We start from the raw sequence: 14,345 nt of genomic DNA, 5'->3' as shown, positions 1-14,345 counted from the left end.
CCCAGCCTGTGGACAACCCTCCGGAACGTGCGGCGACATACCCCACCCAATCCAGCATATCGGTCATATTTACTCCTAGTCTGACATTGCGCTCGCTCATCCAGTCCACAGGGCTTGCGCGTCTGTCCCGCTTCGGTTACTGGGAAGGACGGCTCACGCCATGCCCGCAGATCTCGCCGTCATCGGACTCGGCCAGCTCGGCCTGCCGCTGGCACAGGCCGCCGTCGCCGCCGGCATCCCCACGCTCGGTTACCGCACCGGCCCCGAACGCGGCTCCCTCACCCCCGCGGAACTGCGCCGCATGCTCGCCCGCGGCTTCAAGCCCGGCACCAGCCCCGCGGAACTCGGCCGGGTCCGGACGGCGGTCATCTGCGTCCCCGTGCCCATGGGCGCCGACGGAGCGCCGGACCTCACCCAGGTGGAGGAGGCCGCCCGGGTCCTGGCCGCCCGGCTGCGCCCGCACACCACGGTCATCCTGGAGTCACCGGTCCACCCGGGCACGACCGAGCAGTTCCTGCGCCCGCTCCTCGAAGAGGGCTCGGGCCTGCGCGCGGGCCGCGACTTCCACCTCGCCTACTCGCCCGCCCGCGTCGACCCGGGCAACCGCGACTTCGGCCCCGCGAACATCCCCAAGGTGATCGGCGGCGTCACCCCCGCCTGCACCGAGTCGGCAGCCGCCTTCTACGGCCGGCTCACCGACAAGGTGGTACGCGCGCGGGGACCGCGCGAGGCCGAGACCGTGCAGCTGCTGGAGACCAACTACCGGCACGTGAACATCGCCCTCGTCAACGAGATGGCCGTCCTCTGCCACGACCTGGGCGTCGACCTGTGGGACGTCATCCGCTGCGCCGAGACCAAACCCTTCGGCTTCCAGGCGTTCCGCCCGGGCCCCGGCGTGGGCGGCCACGCCCTCGCGCAGGACCTGTCGGGCCGGACCCCGCACTCCCTGCGCATGGTCGAGCTGGCCCAGCGGGTCAACCACCGCATGCCGCAGTACGTCGTCCAGCGCGCCGCCACCCTCCTCAACGAGCACGGCAAGTCGGCCCGCGGCGCCCGTGTCCTCCTCCTCGGCGTCACGTACAAGCCCGACGTCCCGGACCTGCAGGGCACCCCCGCGGAGGAGATCGCCCGCCGGCTCGTCCAGCTCGGCGCGCACGTCAGCTACCACGACCCGCACGTCCCCACGTGGAGCGTCCTCGACCGCCCGGTCCCCCGCGCCGACTGCCTCTACGAGGCCACCGCCGACGCCGACCTGACGATCCTCCTCCAGCACCACCGCACCTACGACCTCCAGGGCCTGTCGGTGAAGGCCCAGCTCCTGCTGGACACCCGCGGAGCCACACCCACCGGGGCAGCGCACAGGTTGTGAACGGGGCGCACGCCTCCGCCCGACGCTCCGGGGCCAGTGGCAGCCGGGTCCCCACGCGGGTACCGTACGGACCCAGGTGGAGCCCACCGCAGCGGCTACTGCGGCAGGCTCCTGGATGGTTCACGGAGTGTCCGCCCCTAGTCCTTTTGGGGGCGGCCGCTCACCATCCGAATAGCCGCAAGATCCACCTCCTCCGGCACTGCACCATCCGAAGACGGAGTCGGTCCCAGCGGGTGGGCTTGCGGTGACGTCCCACGGGCGCCCCCTTCCACGACACCGCCCAGTAGCCCGGTGGACGGTTCGTCGGAATCGGGCCGGGCCCCGAGGGCGGGGTCCGGACCATGTCCTTGGAAGGGGGCCCCAGAAGAACTGGGGCGCCGATCACGAACGCTATCGACCCACTTCGCCCGTTCGGCCCACATTCGCCCCGAACGCAACCGTGCGCCCCCGCCCGCAACTCACGCCCCCACCAGCCCCTTTGGGCACACGAAGAGGGGCCCGGTCGCCCCCGTGGGTGACCGGGCCCCTCTCTCCGCTCAGGTCGAGCGCGGTGTCAGTTCACCGCTTGTGCTGCGAGTCCGCGATCGTGACCTCGACGCGCTGGAACTCCTTCAGCTCGCTGTACCCGGTGGTGGCCATGGCCCTGCGCAGCGCGCCGAAGAGGTTCATCGAGCCGTCGGGCGTGTGCGAGGGGCCGGTCAGGACCTCCTCGATCGTGCCGACGGTGCCGAGGTCGACCTTCTTGCCGCGCGGCAGCTCCTCGTTCACCGCCTCCATGCCCCAGTGGTGCCCCTTGCCGGGCGCGTCCGTGGCGCGGGCCAGCGGGGAGCCCATCATCACCGCGTCGGCGCCGCAGGCGATCGCCTTGGGGAGGTCGCCGGACCAGCCGACACCGCCGTCGGCGATGACGTGTACGTACCGGCCGCCGGACTCGTCCATGTAGTCCCGGCGGGCCGCGGCCACGTCGGCCACCGCCGTCGCCATCGGGACCTGGATGCCCAGCACGTTCCGCGTGGTGTGGGCGGCGCCGCCGCCGAAGCCGACGAGGACGCCTGCCGCGCCGGTCCGCATCAGGTGCAGGGCCGCCGTGTACGTGGCGCAGCCGCCGACGATCACCGGGACGTCCAGCTCGTAGATGAACTGCTTCAGGTTCAGCGGCTCGTGCGAGCCGGAGACGTGTTCCGCCGACACGGTCGTACCGCGGATGACGAAGATGTCGACGCCCGCGTCCACGACGGCCTTGGAGAACTGGGCCGTGCGCTGCGGGGAGAGCGCCGCCGCGGTGACCACTCCGGAGTCGCGCACCTCCTTGAGGCGCTGCCCGATCAGCTCCTCCTTGATGGGAGCCGCGTAGATCTCCTGGAGGCGGCGCGTCGCGGCCTCGTCGGGCAGGCCGGTGATCTCGTCCAGCAGCGGCTGCGGGTCCTCGTACCGCGTCCACAGACCTTCGAGGTTCAGTACGCCGAGGCCGCCCATCTCGCCGATGCGGATCGCGGTGGCCGGGGAGACGACCGAGTCCATGGGGGCGGCCAGGAAGGGCAGCTCGAAGCGGTAGGCGTCGATCTGCCAGGCGATCGAGACCTCCTTCGGGTCGCGCGTACGACGGCTGGGGACGACGGCGATGTCGTCGAAGGCGTACGCCCGGCGGCCGCGCTTGCCGCGCCCGATCTCGATCTCAGTCACGTGTGTGGCCTTTCCCTGAAGCGTTCAGCGTCTTCCAGTATCGCCGACGGGCACGACGAAGGCGGCCCCGGATGCACCGGGACCGCCCTCACCAGGTCCGTCGCCCGCCCGGGGCTGTCTACTTGCGGCTGTAGTTGGGTGCCTCGACGGTCATCTGGATGTCGTGCGGGTGGCTCTCCTTCAGACCGGCGGAGGTGATCCGCACGAAGCGTCCGCCCGCCTGGAGCTCCGGGACCGTCCGGCCGCCGACGTAGAACATCGACTGGCGCAGGCCGCCGACCAGCTGGTGGACGACCGAGGAGAGCGGGCCGCGGTAGGGAACCTGGCCCTCGATGCCCTCGGGGACGAGCTGCTCGTCGGAGGCGACGCCCTCCTGGAAGTAGCGGTCCTTGGAGAACGACTTGCGGTCGCCGCGGGACTGCATGGCGCCGAGGGAGCCCATGCCGCGGTACGACTTGAACTGCTTGCCGTTGATGAACATCAGCTCGCCCGGGGACTCCTCGCAGCCCGCGAGGAGCGAGCCGAGCATCACCGTGTCGGCACCCGCGACCAGGGCCTTGGCGATGTCGCCGGAGTACTGCAGGCCGCCGTCGCCGATGACCGGGATGCCGGCCTCCTTGGCGGCGAGGGACGCCTCGTAGATCGCGGTGACCTGCGGGACGCCGATGCCGGCGACGACACGGGTCGTGCAGATGGAGCCGGGGCCGACGCCGACCTTGATGCCGTCCACGCCGGAGTCGATGAGGGCCTGGGCGCCGTCCCTGGTGGCGATGTTGCCGCCGATGACGTCGACGCCGGCCGAGTTCGACTTGATCTTGGCGACCATGTCGCCGACCAGGCGGGAGTGGCCGTGCGCGGTGTCGACGACGATGAAGTCGACGCCCGCCTCGATGAGGGCCTGGGCGCGCTCGAAGGCGTCACCGGCGACACCGACGGCGGCACCGACGAGGAGGCGGCCCTCGCCGTCCTTGGCGGCGTTCGGGTACTTCTCGGCCTTGACGAAGTCCTTGACCGTGATGAGGCCCTTGAGGATGCCGGAGTCGTCGACCAGCGGCAGCTTCTCGATCTTGTGCTTGCGCAGCAGCTCCATGGCCTCGACGCCGGAGATACCGACCTTGCCGGTGACCAGCGGCATCGGCGTCATGACCTCGCGGACCTGGCGCGTGCGGTCGGTCTCGAAGGCCATGTCGCGGTTGGTGACGATGCCCAGCAGCTTCTTGTTGCCGTCGGTCACCGGGACGCCGCTGATGCGGAACTTGGCGCACAGCGCGTCGGCCTCGGCGAGCGTGGCGTCCGGGTGCACGGTGATCGGGTCGGCGACCATGCCGGACTCGGAGCGCTTCACCAGGTCGACCTGGTTGGCCTGGTCCTCGATGGACAGGTTGCGGTGCAGGACACCCACGCCGCCCTGGCGGGCCATGGCGATGGCCATGCGGGACTCGGTGACCTTGTCCATCGCGGCCGACAGCAGCGGGATGTTCACCCGCACGTTCTTGGAGACGTACGAGGCGGTGTCGATCTCGTCGGGAGCCATGTCCGACGGGCCCGGCAGCAGCAGCACGTCGTCGTAGGTCAGCCCGAGCGTCGCGAATTTCTCGGGCACTCCGTCGACGTTGGCAGTCATGACACCTTCCCCAAATGGCCTTGATCGGTGCGGATGTCCATGCTAACGGGAAGCGCGGAGCACACATTCCACGGTACGAAGTCTTCTCGGGCTTCGTATGTTCGTACGGACTCCATACGGAAAAGGCACCCCGCCTGTTCATACGGAGTGCCTGACCAGCAGAGTGCCGTGACAGCGGAGTGCGGTACGAGCGGAGTGCCTCGCGAGCCGGCCCCGGACGCCGGTCCTCGTGCCCGACCGGCGTGGTCCCTACTGTTCGGCCAGGGCCCTGAGCCTGCTCAGCGCCCGGTGCTGCGCCACGCGGACCGCGCCGGGCGACATGCCGAGCATCTGTCCCGTCTCCTCGGCCGTGAGTCCCACGGCGATCCTCAGCAGCAGCAGCTCCCGCTGGTTCTCGGGCAGGTTGGCGAGGAGTTTCTTGGCCCACTCGGCGTCGCTGCTGAGCAGGGCGCGTTCCTCCGGGCCGAGGGAGTCGTCGGGGCGCTCGGGCATCTCGTCCGAGGGGACGGCCGTCGAGCCGGGGTGGCGCATCGCGGCGCGCTGGAGGTCGGCGACCTTGTGGCCGGCGATGGCGAAGACAAAGGCTTCGAACGGTCGTCCGGTGTCCTTGTAGCGCGGAAGCGCCAGGAGGACGGCGACGCAGACCTCCTGCGCGAGGTCCTCCACGAAGTGCCGCGCGTCACCGGGCAGCCGGGACAGACGGGTGCGGCAGTAGCGCAGGGCCAGAGGGTGGACATGGGCGAGCAGATCATGGGTCGCCTGCTCGTCCCCGTCGACGGCGCGATGCACGAGCGCACCGATCACCGTCGTCTCGTCGTCGCGCATCGGTCCATGGTGCCTTGCGGCCGTCCGGTCCGTGGCGCCACGTCCATGGTTGTGCACCGAAGCGTTATGAGCAGGCGCGCCGGAAGTCATCTCCTGCGCCCTCCCCTCCCGCTCGTTCGACTGCTCCCCGAGGAACTCCACACCTCAAGGATGCGGCATCCGCGGCGAAACGAGCAGCGGGCATCCGGTGGACCGCTCGGCCACCCCCGCCCACCTGGTGGTGAGCGGGGATCCTCCTACCCCCGTCACGGCTCAACTCAGCGGACCAGACCCCAGCGGAAGCCGAGTGCGACGGCGTGCGCACGGTCCGAGGCGCCGAGCTTCTTGAACAGCCGCCGCGCGTGGGTCTTCACGGTGTCCTCGGAGAGGAACAGCTCGCGTCCGATCTCCGCGTTGGAACGGCCGTGGCTCATGCCCTCCAGCACCTGGATCTCGCGCGCGGTGAGCGTCGGAGCGGCACCCATCTCGGCGGACCGCAGCCGACGCGGGGCGAGCCGCCACGTCGGGTCGGCGAGCGCCTGTGTCACGGTGGCGCGCAGCTCCGCGCGGGAGGCGTCCTTGTGCAGATAACCCCGGGCGCCGGCGGCGACGGCGAGCGCCACACCGTCCAGGTCCTCGGCGACGGTGAGCATGATGATGCGCGCACCGGGGTCGGCGGACAGCAGCCGCCGCACCGTCTCGACGCCGCCCAGACCGGGCATGCGTACGTCCATCAGAATCAGGTCCGAGCGGTCGGCCCCCCAGCGGCGGAGGACTTCCTCGCCGTTGGCCGCCGTGGTCACGCGCTCGACGCCGGGCACGGTCGCCACCGCACGGCGCAGCGCCTCTCGGGCAAGCGGGGAGTCGTCGCAGACGAGAACGGATGTCATGGCCGTCCTCCGCAGCTGATGCGCGTCACCTTGAGCCTCCAGGCTGGTACGAAATCGTCACCTGTGCGGTCGACACTCACGAGCGGACACGAACGCCTGCCCGAGCGCTTAATCCTTCAACCGCCTCCGACCTCTCAACGACGGTCACTCGAAAGAGTTACGGGATGGCTGGCCGCCTTCGGCACTCTACGTGAGGGCACGGACACGGTGCAGACATGCGCAACAGACCCTCAATGTTTCATCACAACCTATGCCCCGTTCGGCCGTTTTTGTTTCTCTTTGCTGGTGTCTAGAGCTAGATTCGCAATGAGTCATATTTTCATCTCCTTAGATAGTCCATGTACGGTCATGGACACCATCTCCTTTCAGAACGGCATCAAGGGGACACGTAATGGCAGATTTCTCCCGCCTTCCCGGACCGAACGCTGATCTGTGGGACTGGCAGCTCCTCGCAGCCTGCCGTGGAGTGGACAGCTCGCTGTTCTTCCATCCCGAGGGAGAGCGCGGTGCGGCGCGGAGCGCTCGTGAGAACTCGGCCAAGGAGGTCTGCATGCGCTGCCCGGTACGCGCCCAGTGCGCGGCCCACGCCCTCGCGGTCCGTGAGCCGTACGGCGTGTGGGGCGGGCTGACCGAGGACGAGCGCGAGGAGCTCATGGGGCGCGCCCGGCACCGCCTGGTGTCGGCGTCCGCGTCCACCGGCGACAGCGGTTCGAACAACTGAAGGAACGTTTCGCCAGGCGCCGCACCGCGCGGACGCCGCGAGACGACAGCGCGTACGGCCGCTCCACGACCCGGGTGGTCGCTCGAAGGGGGCACCCGGCTCCGGGGAGGGGCGGGGGGACCATGCCACCGGCCACGCCGCGTGGGCACCGCATACACATGCACTCACGTACACATGCACTCGCACTCGCACTCGCACGATCGTCCCGTTCAGCAGGGGGGCGGAGCCCGGCCGGGGCACGGCCCGGCGCCCGTGGAGAGCGCGGCCCTCACCAGGCGTGGTGGAACGTGAGCCGCCGCAGACGAGCGACGGACAGCAGCCCGGCGAGGCCCAGGAGGAGGATCGCCGGGAAGGGGCCGATCAGGGCCACCAGCAGCGGAACGCACAGTTGGCCGGCCAGCACCGACGCGCTGGTCAGTGCGGCGACCATGCCGTTGACGCGCCCCAGCGCCCGGGCCGGCAGACAGGCGTAGGCGGTCATCTGGGCCACCAGGCCCAGGACGGTGGAGGCGAGAGTGAACCCGGCCCATGCCGTCACGAACACCGGCAGTACCGGCACGCTCATGGCGAGGACGCTCGCCACGACGCCCGTCACGCTCACCGCGGTCATCACACGGAGCCGCAGCACCCGTCGCTGGGACACGGCGAGTGAGCCCACGACAGCGCCGGCTCGGGCCACGGTCATCAGGGTGGCGACGTCCTGGGGCGCGAGCCGCCAGTGGTCCTGGAGAAGGAAGGCAGCCAGGGACCCCAGGGCGGTGGAGAACAGCAGCGGCATCCGGATCAGGGTCAGGTCGAGGACCGCCGGGGCGGCCCGCAGGACGCGCCAGCCCTCGGCCAGGCCCCAGCCCTTGTCCCCGACGGGTTCCTTGCGGGGCGCCGGCTCCGTGAGGGGGGCCGGGCGGATCCCGCACCACCACACCGCCATGGGGGCCAGCATGGTCGCCGCGTTGAACCAGAGCAGTCCGACGGCGCCCACCCAGGGCACGGCAGCGGCCACGACGAGCGCCCCGCCCGCCTGGGTGGCGAGGAAGAGTCCGCCCAGGGCGCCCCGCGCACGGGCCGGACTGCGCGGGAACATGGTGGTCAGGCCGGTCATCCAGCCGGTCTGGTAGAAACCGCCCGCCAGTTGACCGACAGCCGCCAGGCAGAACAGCGCCCACAGGGGCGTGGGGGCGAGGAGCAGGACAGCGATGAGCGCGAGCGCCGCGGCCAGTTGCGCGGTGAGACCGGGCATGACCAGGCGTCCGGGGCCGATCCGGTCGGCGAGGGCGCCGCGCCACGGCGCCAGCAACCAGGTGGCCGGGGAGAACGCGATGAGCAGGGACATCAGCGCGAGGCTGTGGGTGCGGTCGTAGACCACCAGGGGAAGGACCACCGTGTAGGCGCCCTCCCCCAGGTTGTTGACGGTGTTGCCCGCGGCGAAGGCCACGAAGCGGCGGTCCGCCCAGACCGAGGGCTCCGTGACCTCTCCGGCCGCCGGCCGGCCCGCCCGGTCCCCGGACGGGGCGGCGCTCATCGGGTGTCCCGGGTGGCACCGCGCGGGAGGAAGGTGCGCCGCACGCGGGCGAGGGCGCCCTTCGGGGAGCGGGCACGGAGGCGGTACAGATCCAGGTAACCGCCGCGTCCCCCCACGACCAGGAACGTCTCGTCGTCGACGCGGATGACCGCAACCCCCTTGGGTTCACCGGGAAGATCCTCCACCAGGCCGGTCAGTTCGCCCGTGTGCCGGTCGTAGGCGGCGATCTGGCAGCCGTAGGAGACCGCGCAGACCGTGCCTGCGTGCACCGCCCCGTTCTCCACGGTGTTGTCGAGGAGTTCGACGTACCGGCGTTCGATTCTGGCGCCGTGGTGCGGGATCTGCTTCAGCCCGTCGGAGCCGGTCACGTAGAGGTGGTGGGCGTCCGACCAGAGGCGTTTGACGTACTCGCCCAGGCGCAGGCGCAGACGCCACGTGACCGTCGTGTCGTGCGCGCCGAAGGCGCGGAGCTCTCCGGTGCGGGTGCCGACGACACGCTCGCCGGTGGGCAGGTAGGTGGTGGCCCACACAGGCAGGCCGTCGACGTCGAGGAGGCCGACGGTGCGGCCGGTGGCCGTGTCCAGTTCGACGGCGCCGGCGTTGGTGGCCACCAGGGCGCGCCGCCCGTCCGGGGAGACGGCGACCGTGTGGGAGAGGGCCGGCATGGCGCTGGTCCACAGGAGACCGCCGTCGCGGCCGGCCCGGACCACCTTGCCGTCCCAGGTGACGCCGATCCAGCCGTCCGGCACCGGCTGGATCCGGCGGGTAAAGCCCAGCCCGGTGACGTGGTGCGCGGTCACGGAGAGCAGGGGCGCCGCCGCCGTACCGCCGGCTCGCACCACGGCGACGCCGTCGTCCGTGGCGGCGTACAGGGTCCGCGGGTCGGCCGGGTCGGCCTGGAGGTCCCATACGCACTGGGGGCGGAAGGGGGCCCGGGCGGTCACCGTGGCGCGGGCCGGGTCGGTGCGGACCAGGTGTCCGTCCTGGGTGAGGACGACGAGGGCGTCGTCCTCGGTGACGGCGCAGTCGGACACCTGATGGCTGAAGCCGTCGAGGGTGCGGGTGATGCGTGGCTCGGGGCGGGTGTTGTCCAGTACGTGGATCACGCCGTCGAACCCGCCGACGTAGGCGCGGGTGTGGTCGCGGGAGAAGGCCAGGGCCTCCACGTCGTTGCGGGCGAAGGGCAGCTGGTGCACGACCTGCCCGTCCGGTGTCAGGACGACCAGGCCGTGCCGGACGTAGCGGTCGTCGCCGGTGCCGATGTCCTGGGTGGCCCAGAACAGGTCGTGCAGCCGGTCATGGACGAGCCGGTGGATGTTGCCGTGGTCGACCCGGACGACCGTGGGGAAGGTCAGGTCCTCCAGTGAGCCGAGGTGGACGCGCCCGGCACGGTCGCCGACCGCGTGGATCCCGGGCCGGTCGGTGCACACGGACTCCAGGGCCACATCCCCCGTGAAGGAGGGCACGATCCGTTCCACGGCGAAGGAGCCGAGGTCGATCACGGCCAGCTGCCGGAAGCCGTTGTTGACGTAGACGCGGCCTTTCCACACGGCGATGCCCCGACTGATCTCCGGTGAGGGTTCCTCGTCCTCGACAAGGTGGTCGTGGTCGGCGGTCGCCTTCGCGTCGAGGACGTCGACCGGGTCGAGCGTGTCCAGCGACCACTTGGTGATCGTGCCGTACTTGTCCTTGGTGACCACCCAGGGGCCGGCGACGGCGACCGTGTACACGGGCCGGCCGCAGGGCGGGACGGCGGTGGCCGGTACCGGTGCGGAGCGCAGCAGCCGGAGGCGGTCGTCGAGCAGGTGGATCCGGCCGGCCACGTCGGCGGCAAGGAGGCCGACGCCGTCGACGGGCAGGATTCGGGTGATGCGGTCGGTCAGTTCCATCGGTCTCCTAGTGCTGTGACCACCGGCTTCGGCCGGTGGGGAGCAGTCACGGCTCGCGCTGTCCCTGGGCGGGTGCGGGCGCGGGCGTTCGCGGTCCGCGGTGCGGAGCGAGGCGGGCGAATCCCGGGTGGGCACCGTCCCGTTCGACCCGCACCCGGGCGTCGTCGAGCGACACGGAAGGGGGCAGGTGGATGCGGACCTGGAGGTCGCCGTACGCGGTGGAGGGGTGGGACCCCAGCGGGATCTCGCCGGCCGTGTCGGGCAGCAGCGTGACGTGCCACGGGCCGCCGGTGCCGGGCGGCCCGGTGGCGGCGACGGTCAGGACGCCAGCCGGGTCCCGGCGGACCCCCACGACGACCCGGCCGGCCCGCAGGGCCGGGCCGAGGCCGTGCATGGGGCCGTGCTTCACCAGAGGCCGCGCGGGCGTGGTGGGCAGATGGGCCGCGACCACCTCGGCGACGAACAGCCGGTGCACCGGCAGCGCGAGAACGTGCCTCAGCTCGCACTCCAGGGCCACCACCCCGCCGCGCACCCAGGGGGTGTCCGTCACCGCCGGAGCGCCGAGGTCGAGGAGCTCGCTGGTGGTCTTGTCGACGTCCGCCAGGGAGAAGCTGCCCACGAAGTCGGCCAGTTCCGCCTGGTCCTGGGCGCACAGGGTCAGCGAGTAGCCGCCCGCCTGTGCGATCAGGTCACGGGTCACCGCCTGGGGGCCGAGGGCGACCGCCGCGTACAGCGGTGTCCTGTTGACGAAGTACGCCCATTCCGCCGCCATGACGTTGACCAGTTCCGCGTCGCGGCGGGCGACGACCAGGCCGACGGTGCCGGTGAGCCTCTTCCACAGGTCGGCGGGCAGGTCAGCGCCCATCGTCCGCCGCCTTCCGCTCGTGGCCGGCCGCAGAGGTCGCGTCGGTCACCTCGTCACAGGCGACACGGAACCCGATGGGGTACAGGGGCCCCGGATACGCGCCGTGGCGTCGCCGGGTGCGGGCGAGGTCACCGTGGCGGGTGAAGCTGCCGCCGCGGGTCACCCGATAGGAGCCCAGGGTCCTGCTCAGGTCGTCGGTGACGGGCTCGGCCCCGGGGTAGGGGGCGTAGCGGTCGGCCGTGAACTCCTCGACGTTGCCGCCCATGTCCCAGTGACCGAAGGGGGCCCGGCCCTGGGGGTAGATGCCGACCGGTGTGGTGGTGTGGACACCGGACTCGCGGGTGTTGGCCGCGTCGGCGCGGAAGGTGTCGCCCCACGGGAACTCCCGTCCCTCGAAACCCTTGGCGGCGTGCTCCCACTCGGCTTCGGTCGGCAGGCGGAAGGGGCGTCCCCCGGACGCCTGCCGCAGCCAGGCCAGGTACGCGTCCACGTCCTGCGGGGTCAGCCCGCACACGGGATGGTTGGCCGACTGCCACGGGTACGCCCCCAGCTGCCAGGTACCGGGCCGGTGCGGATACCCCGTCTCCCTCAGGAAGGCGAGGTACTGGTGGTTCGTCACGGGATAGGCGCCCAGCGCGAAGTCCCGCAGCACCACCGGGTGTTCCGGCGTCTCCTTGCGGATCCAGTCGTCCCGCACCCCGACATGGGCCCATGCCCGTGTCACGGTCGGCACGTCGTTCGGGTCCAGGCCGATCGCCGTACGTGCTCCGGGCACCGCCAGGACGACGGGGACGGCAGGGGTGCGGGGATCGCCCACCAGCCCCAGCAGCGCGCCCGCCGCGAGGCGTTCGGGCAGGGCGGCCCGCGTGTTCTCCACGGTGCGCAGCAGGCGGTCCACCCGTACCTCGTCGCCCAGCGCGGAGGTGTCGGCCAGTTCCGCGCACAGCGTGCTCAGCGGTGCTTCCCGCGCGAAGTGGGAGCGTCGCCCGTCCGTGTGCTCCTGGTGCGCCGCGCTCATGCCGGTGCCCCCAGGTCCGCGAGGGACTCGATGTCCAGTCGTGCGATCACCCGGTTCCGGTTGTGCTCCGCCCGCACCAGCAGCAGCCGACCGTCCCATCCGGCGACGGCCGCGGTGGTGCGGTCGATCCGGCAGACGCAGGAGACGGCCTGGTCGAACTCCGCGAGGATCTCGCCGTCGGTCAGGCTGTTGCCGTGCGGCCCCGGGCTCCAGGCGCGCAGCGTGAAGTCGTACGAGCCCGCCAGTACGGTGGGCGCGTCCGCGTGCCCGAGCAGTCCGACGGCCTTGACCGACTCGTCAGCGCCGAGGAGGGTCCACTCCCGCCCGACCCGCCATGCCCCGGAGCGGTGTTCGACGCGTCCGACCCGGACCGTGTGGTCACGCGAGGCGGTCGCGACCAGTTGCGCGTCCAGGGTCGCCACGGCGTTCACCAGGTTGCCGTGCCGCCACAGGTCGTCACGCCGACCGACCACGCCGGCCGTCAGCCGCTGGTCGGTGGCGGCCGAGACGAACGCGGTGGCGTCCAACGCGGCCAGCGCCTTGATCGATCCCCGGTGGGCGTGCGGCTGCCGCTCGACGGCCGTGGCGGAGCGGTCGATGCAGACGAGTTCACCACCGTAGGTACCCGCGACCGCGCCGCCGCCGTGGGCGGTCAGTGAGGTCACGGGCGCGTCCAGGGCGAGCACCCCGGTCCGGTCGGGCCGCCGCACGATCACGTCGCCGGCGTAGGTGCCGGCGTACAAATCGCGGCCGTGGGCCGCCAGGGAGAGCACCGGGCCCTGGGCGATCCGCGTGGCGCGGGCGCGCGGATCGCTGCTCGTCGCCGAGGCGAGGTCCAGTTCGAGCAGCAGTCCCGAGTCGCAGCCGAGGGCGAGGCGGTCCTCGAAGACGGTCATGGCGTTGACCCCGTGGGTGGCTGCCGGGGCAGCGCCGATCCTGCCGCCGTGCGCGGCGTCGAGGAGGAGGGGTGAGCCGCCGAACGAGCCGACCGCGACCGCGGAGGGTCCCGCGGCCACCGAGCGGGGCCAGGCGCGAGCGTCCTCGTAGCGGGTGACGCGGGTGCCGTCCAGCGCCCGCAGGAAGTGCACATGGCCGTCGTAGGCGCCCACCAGCAGCATCGAGTCGTCGCTGCTCCAGGCCACGCTGCGGGTCGCGGCGTGGCCGACCCACGCGGACAGCACGACCGAGAGGTCCTGGTCGAGGACGTCCACGAAACCGTCGTCCCGGGCGACCGCCAGCAGCCTTCCGGAGCGGGACCAGGCGCACCCCTCCACCGACGTGGCGTACCGTCTGCGGGCTCCCGCGGACGTCCCGGTGGCGTCCGGTGCCACCACACAGACCAGTCCGTCCTCCCCGGCCGTCGCCACCAGTCCGTCGGAGTTCACGTCCACCGCCATGCAGTGCGCCGTGTGCGAGACGAGCGTGCCCAGCAGCGTTCCGTCGCCGGTGTGCCACAGCGTGGCCGAGCCGTCCTGCGACACACAGACCAGGCGCTCGCCGTCCGGGAGCCAGGCCACCGAGTTGACGTCGTCGGTGTGCCGGGCGAGCACGCGCCAGGGTGCAGCGCCGTCGTCCGTGAGGTCCCAGACTGCGACGGTCTTGTCAGCGGACGCGGTGGCCAGCACATCGTGCCGGACCGGGTTCCAGGCCGTGCAGTTGACGAGCCGCCGGTGCCTGAGCCGCCGGGTCGGACGAAGGGCTCCGTCCGTCACCTCCCAGACCGCGGCCGTTCCGTCGTACGACGCCGTCGCCAGCCAGGGCCTGGTGCGGTGCCACGCCACGTGGGTGACGGGCGCCGCGTGCCCGGTCGTGCGCACGGGGAGGTTGATGCTGCGCATGTCCTTGTTCCGCCTCTCCATGGTGTCTCCCGCGCCGCGCGCCGATGTCGGGGGCGGGGTGGGGGCCGGGAGGGCCCGGAGCGTGGCCCCGGACCCTTCCGGCGTCGGGTACCTACAGCGGGTTC

General features: G+C 71.7%; 11 protein-coding genes. 2 read left to right on the top strand and 9 right to left on the bottom strand.

Going from position 1 to position 14,345, the window contains the following annotated elements:
• Nucleotides 1-160: 160 nt before the first annotated feature.
• Nucleotides 161-1,369, top strand: coding sequence for a nucleotide sugar dehydrogenase (locus GSY65_RS22880; protein ID WP_159771842.1), 1,209 nt, complete (start codon nt 161-163; stop codon nt 1,367-1,369).
• Between the two features lie 558 nt (nt 1,370-1,927).
• Here GSY65_RS22880 and GSY65_RS22875 read toward each other — a convergent pair.
• The 4 genes from GSY65_RS22875 to GSY65_RS22860 form a co-directional block, all read right to left on the bottom strand.
• Nucleotides 1,928-3,052 (bottom strand): GuaB3 family IMP dehydrogenase-related protein, encoded by a 1,125-nt coding sequence (locus GSY65_RS22875; protein ID WP_159771839.1) that lies wholly within the window; start codon nt 3,050-3,052, stop codon nt 1,928-1,930.
• A gap of 118 nt (nt 3,053-3,170) precedes the next feature.
• Nucleotides 3,171-4,676 carry an IMP dehydrogenase gene (gene guaB, locus GSY65_RS22870; protein ID WP_159771836.1) on the bottom strand — a complete coding sequence of 502 codons (1,506 nt, stop codon included), beginning with the start codon at nt 4,674-4,676 and terminating at the stop codon, nt 3,171-3,173.
• Nucleotides 4,677-4,925: 249 nt separating this feature from the next.
• Nucleotides 4,926-5,501 (bottom strand): sigma-70 family RNA polymerase sigma factor, encoded by a 576-nt coding sequence (locus GSY65_RS22865; protein WP_005481141.1) that lies wholly within the window; start codon nt 5,499-5,501, stop codon nt 4,926-4,928.
• A 257-nt stretch (nt 5,502-5,758) separates the two neighbouring features.
• Nucleotides 5,759-6,370 carry a response regulator transcription factor gene (locus tag GSY65_RS22860; protein ID WP_003948568.1) on the bottom strand — a complete coding sequence of 204 codons (612 nt, stop codon included), beginning with the start codon at nt 6,368-6,370 and terminating at the stop codon, nt 5,759-5,761.
• 391 nt (nt 6,371-6,761) lie between these two features.
• Between GSY65_RS22860 and GSY65_RS22855 the strand changes: the two genes are divergently transcribed.
• Nucleotides 6,762-7,091, top strand: coding sequence for a WhiB family transcriptional regulator (locus GSY65_RS22855; protein WP_159771834.1), 330 nt, complete (start codon nt 6,762-6,764; stop codon nt 7,089-7,091).
• A gap of 268 nt (nt 7,092-7,359) precedes the next feature.
• Here the strand turns inward: GSY65_RS22855 and GSY65_RS22850 are convergent, their stop codons facing one another.
• The 5 genes from GSY65_RS22850 to GSY65_RS22830 are packed head-to-tail and all read right to left on the bottom strand — an operon-like array spanning nt 7,360 to nt 14,241.
• The gene (locus GSY65_RS22850) at nt 7,360-8,610 is read right to left on the bottom strand and encodes an MFS transporter (RefSeq protein WP_159771832.1); all 1,251 of its coding nucleotides are present in this window, start codon (nt 8,608-8,610) and stop codon (nt 7,360-7,362) included.
• The gene (locus GSY65_RS22845; RefSeq protein ID WP_159771830.1) at nt 8,607-10,499 is read right to left on the bottom strand and encodes an outer membrane protein assembly factor BamB family protein; all 1,893 of its coding nucleotides are present in this window, start codon (nt 10,497-10,499) and stop codon (nt 8,607-8,609) included. The genes GSY65_RS22850 and GSY65_RS22845 overlap by 4 nt, the downstream gene beginning before the upstream one ends.
• A 46-nt stretch (nt 10,500-10,545) precedes the next feature.
• Nucleotides 10,546-11,364, bottom strand: coding sequence for a flavin reductase family protein (locus GSY65_RS34340; RefSeq protein WP_159771828.1), 819 nt, complete (start codon nt 11,362-11,364; stop codon nt 10,546-10,548).
• A complete protein-coding gene (locus tag GSY65_RS22835; protein WP_159771826.1) occupies nt 11,354-12,382 on the bottom strand; it encodes a formylglycine-generating enzyme family protein in 1,029 nt (342 codons plus the stop codon). The genes GSY65_RS34340 and GSY65_RS22835 overlap by 11 nt, the downstream gene beginning before the upstream one ends.
• Nucleotides 12,379-14,241 carry a WD40 repeat domain-containing protein gene (locus GSY65_RS22830; RefSeq protein WP_236579985.1) on the bottom strand — a complete coding sequence of 621 codons (1,863 nt, stop codon included), beginning with the start codon at nt 14,239-14,241 and terminating at the stop codon, nt 12,379-12,381. Before GSY65_RS22830 ends, GSY65_RS22835 begins: the two co-directional genes overlap by 4 nt.
• Between the last annotated feature and the right edge of the window lie 104 nt (nt 14,242-14,345).

This window comes from Streptomyces sp. HM190, from assembly GCF_009857135.1.
In the GTDB taxonomy this organism is placed as follows: Bacteria; Actinomycetota; Actinomycetes; order Streptomycetales; family Streptomycetaceae; genus Streptomyces; species Streptomyces heilongjiangensis.
This window is presented reverse-complemented; position numbering and strand designations above follow the sequence as displayed.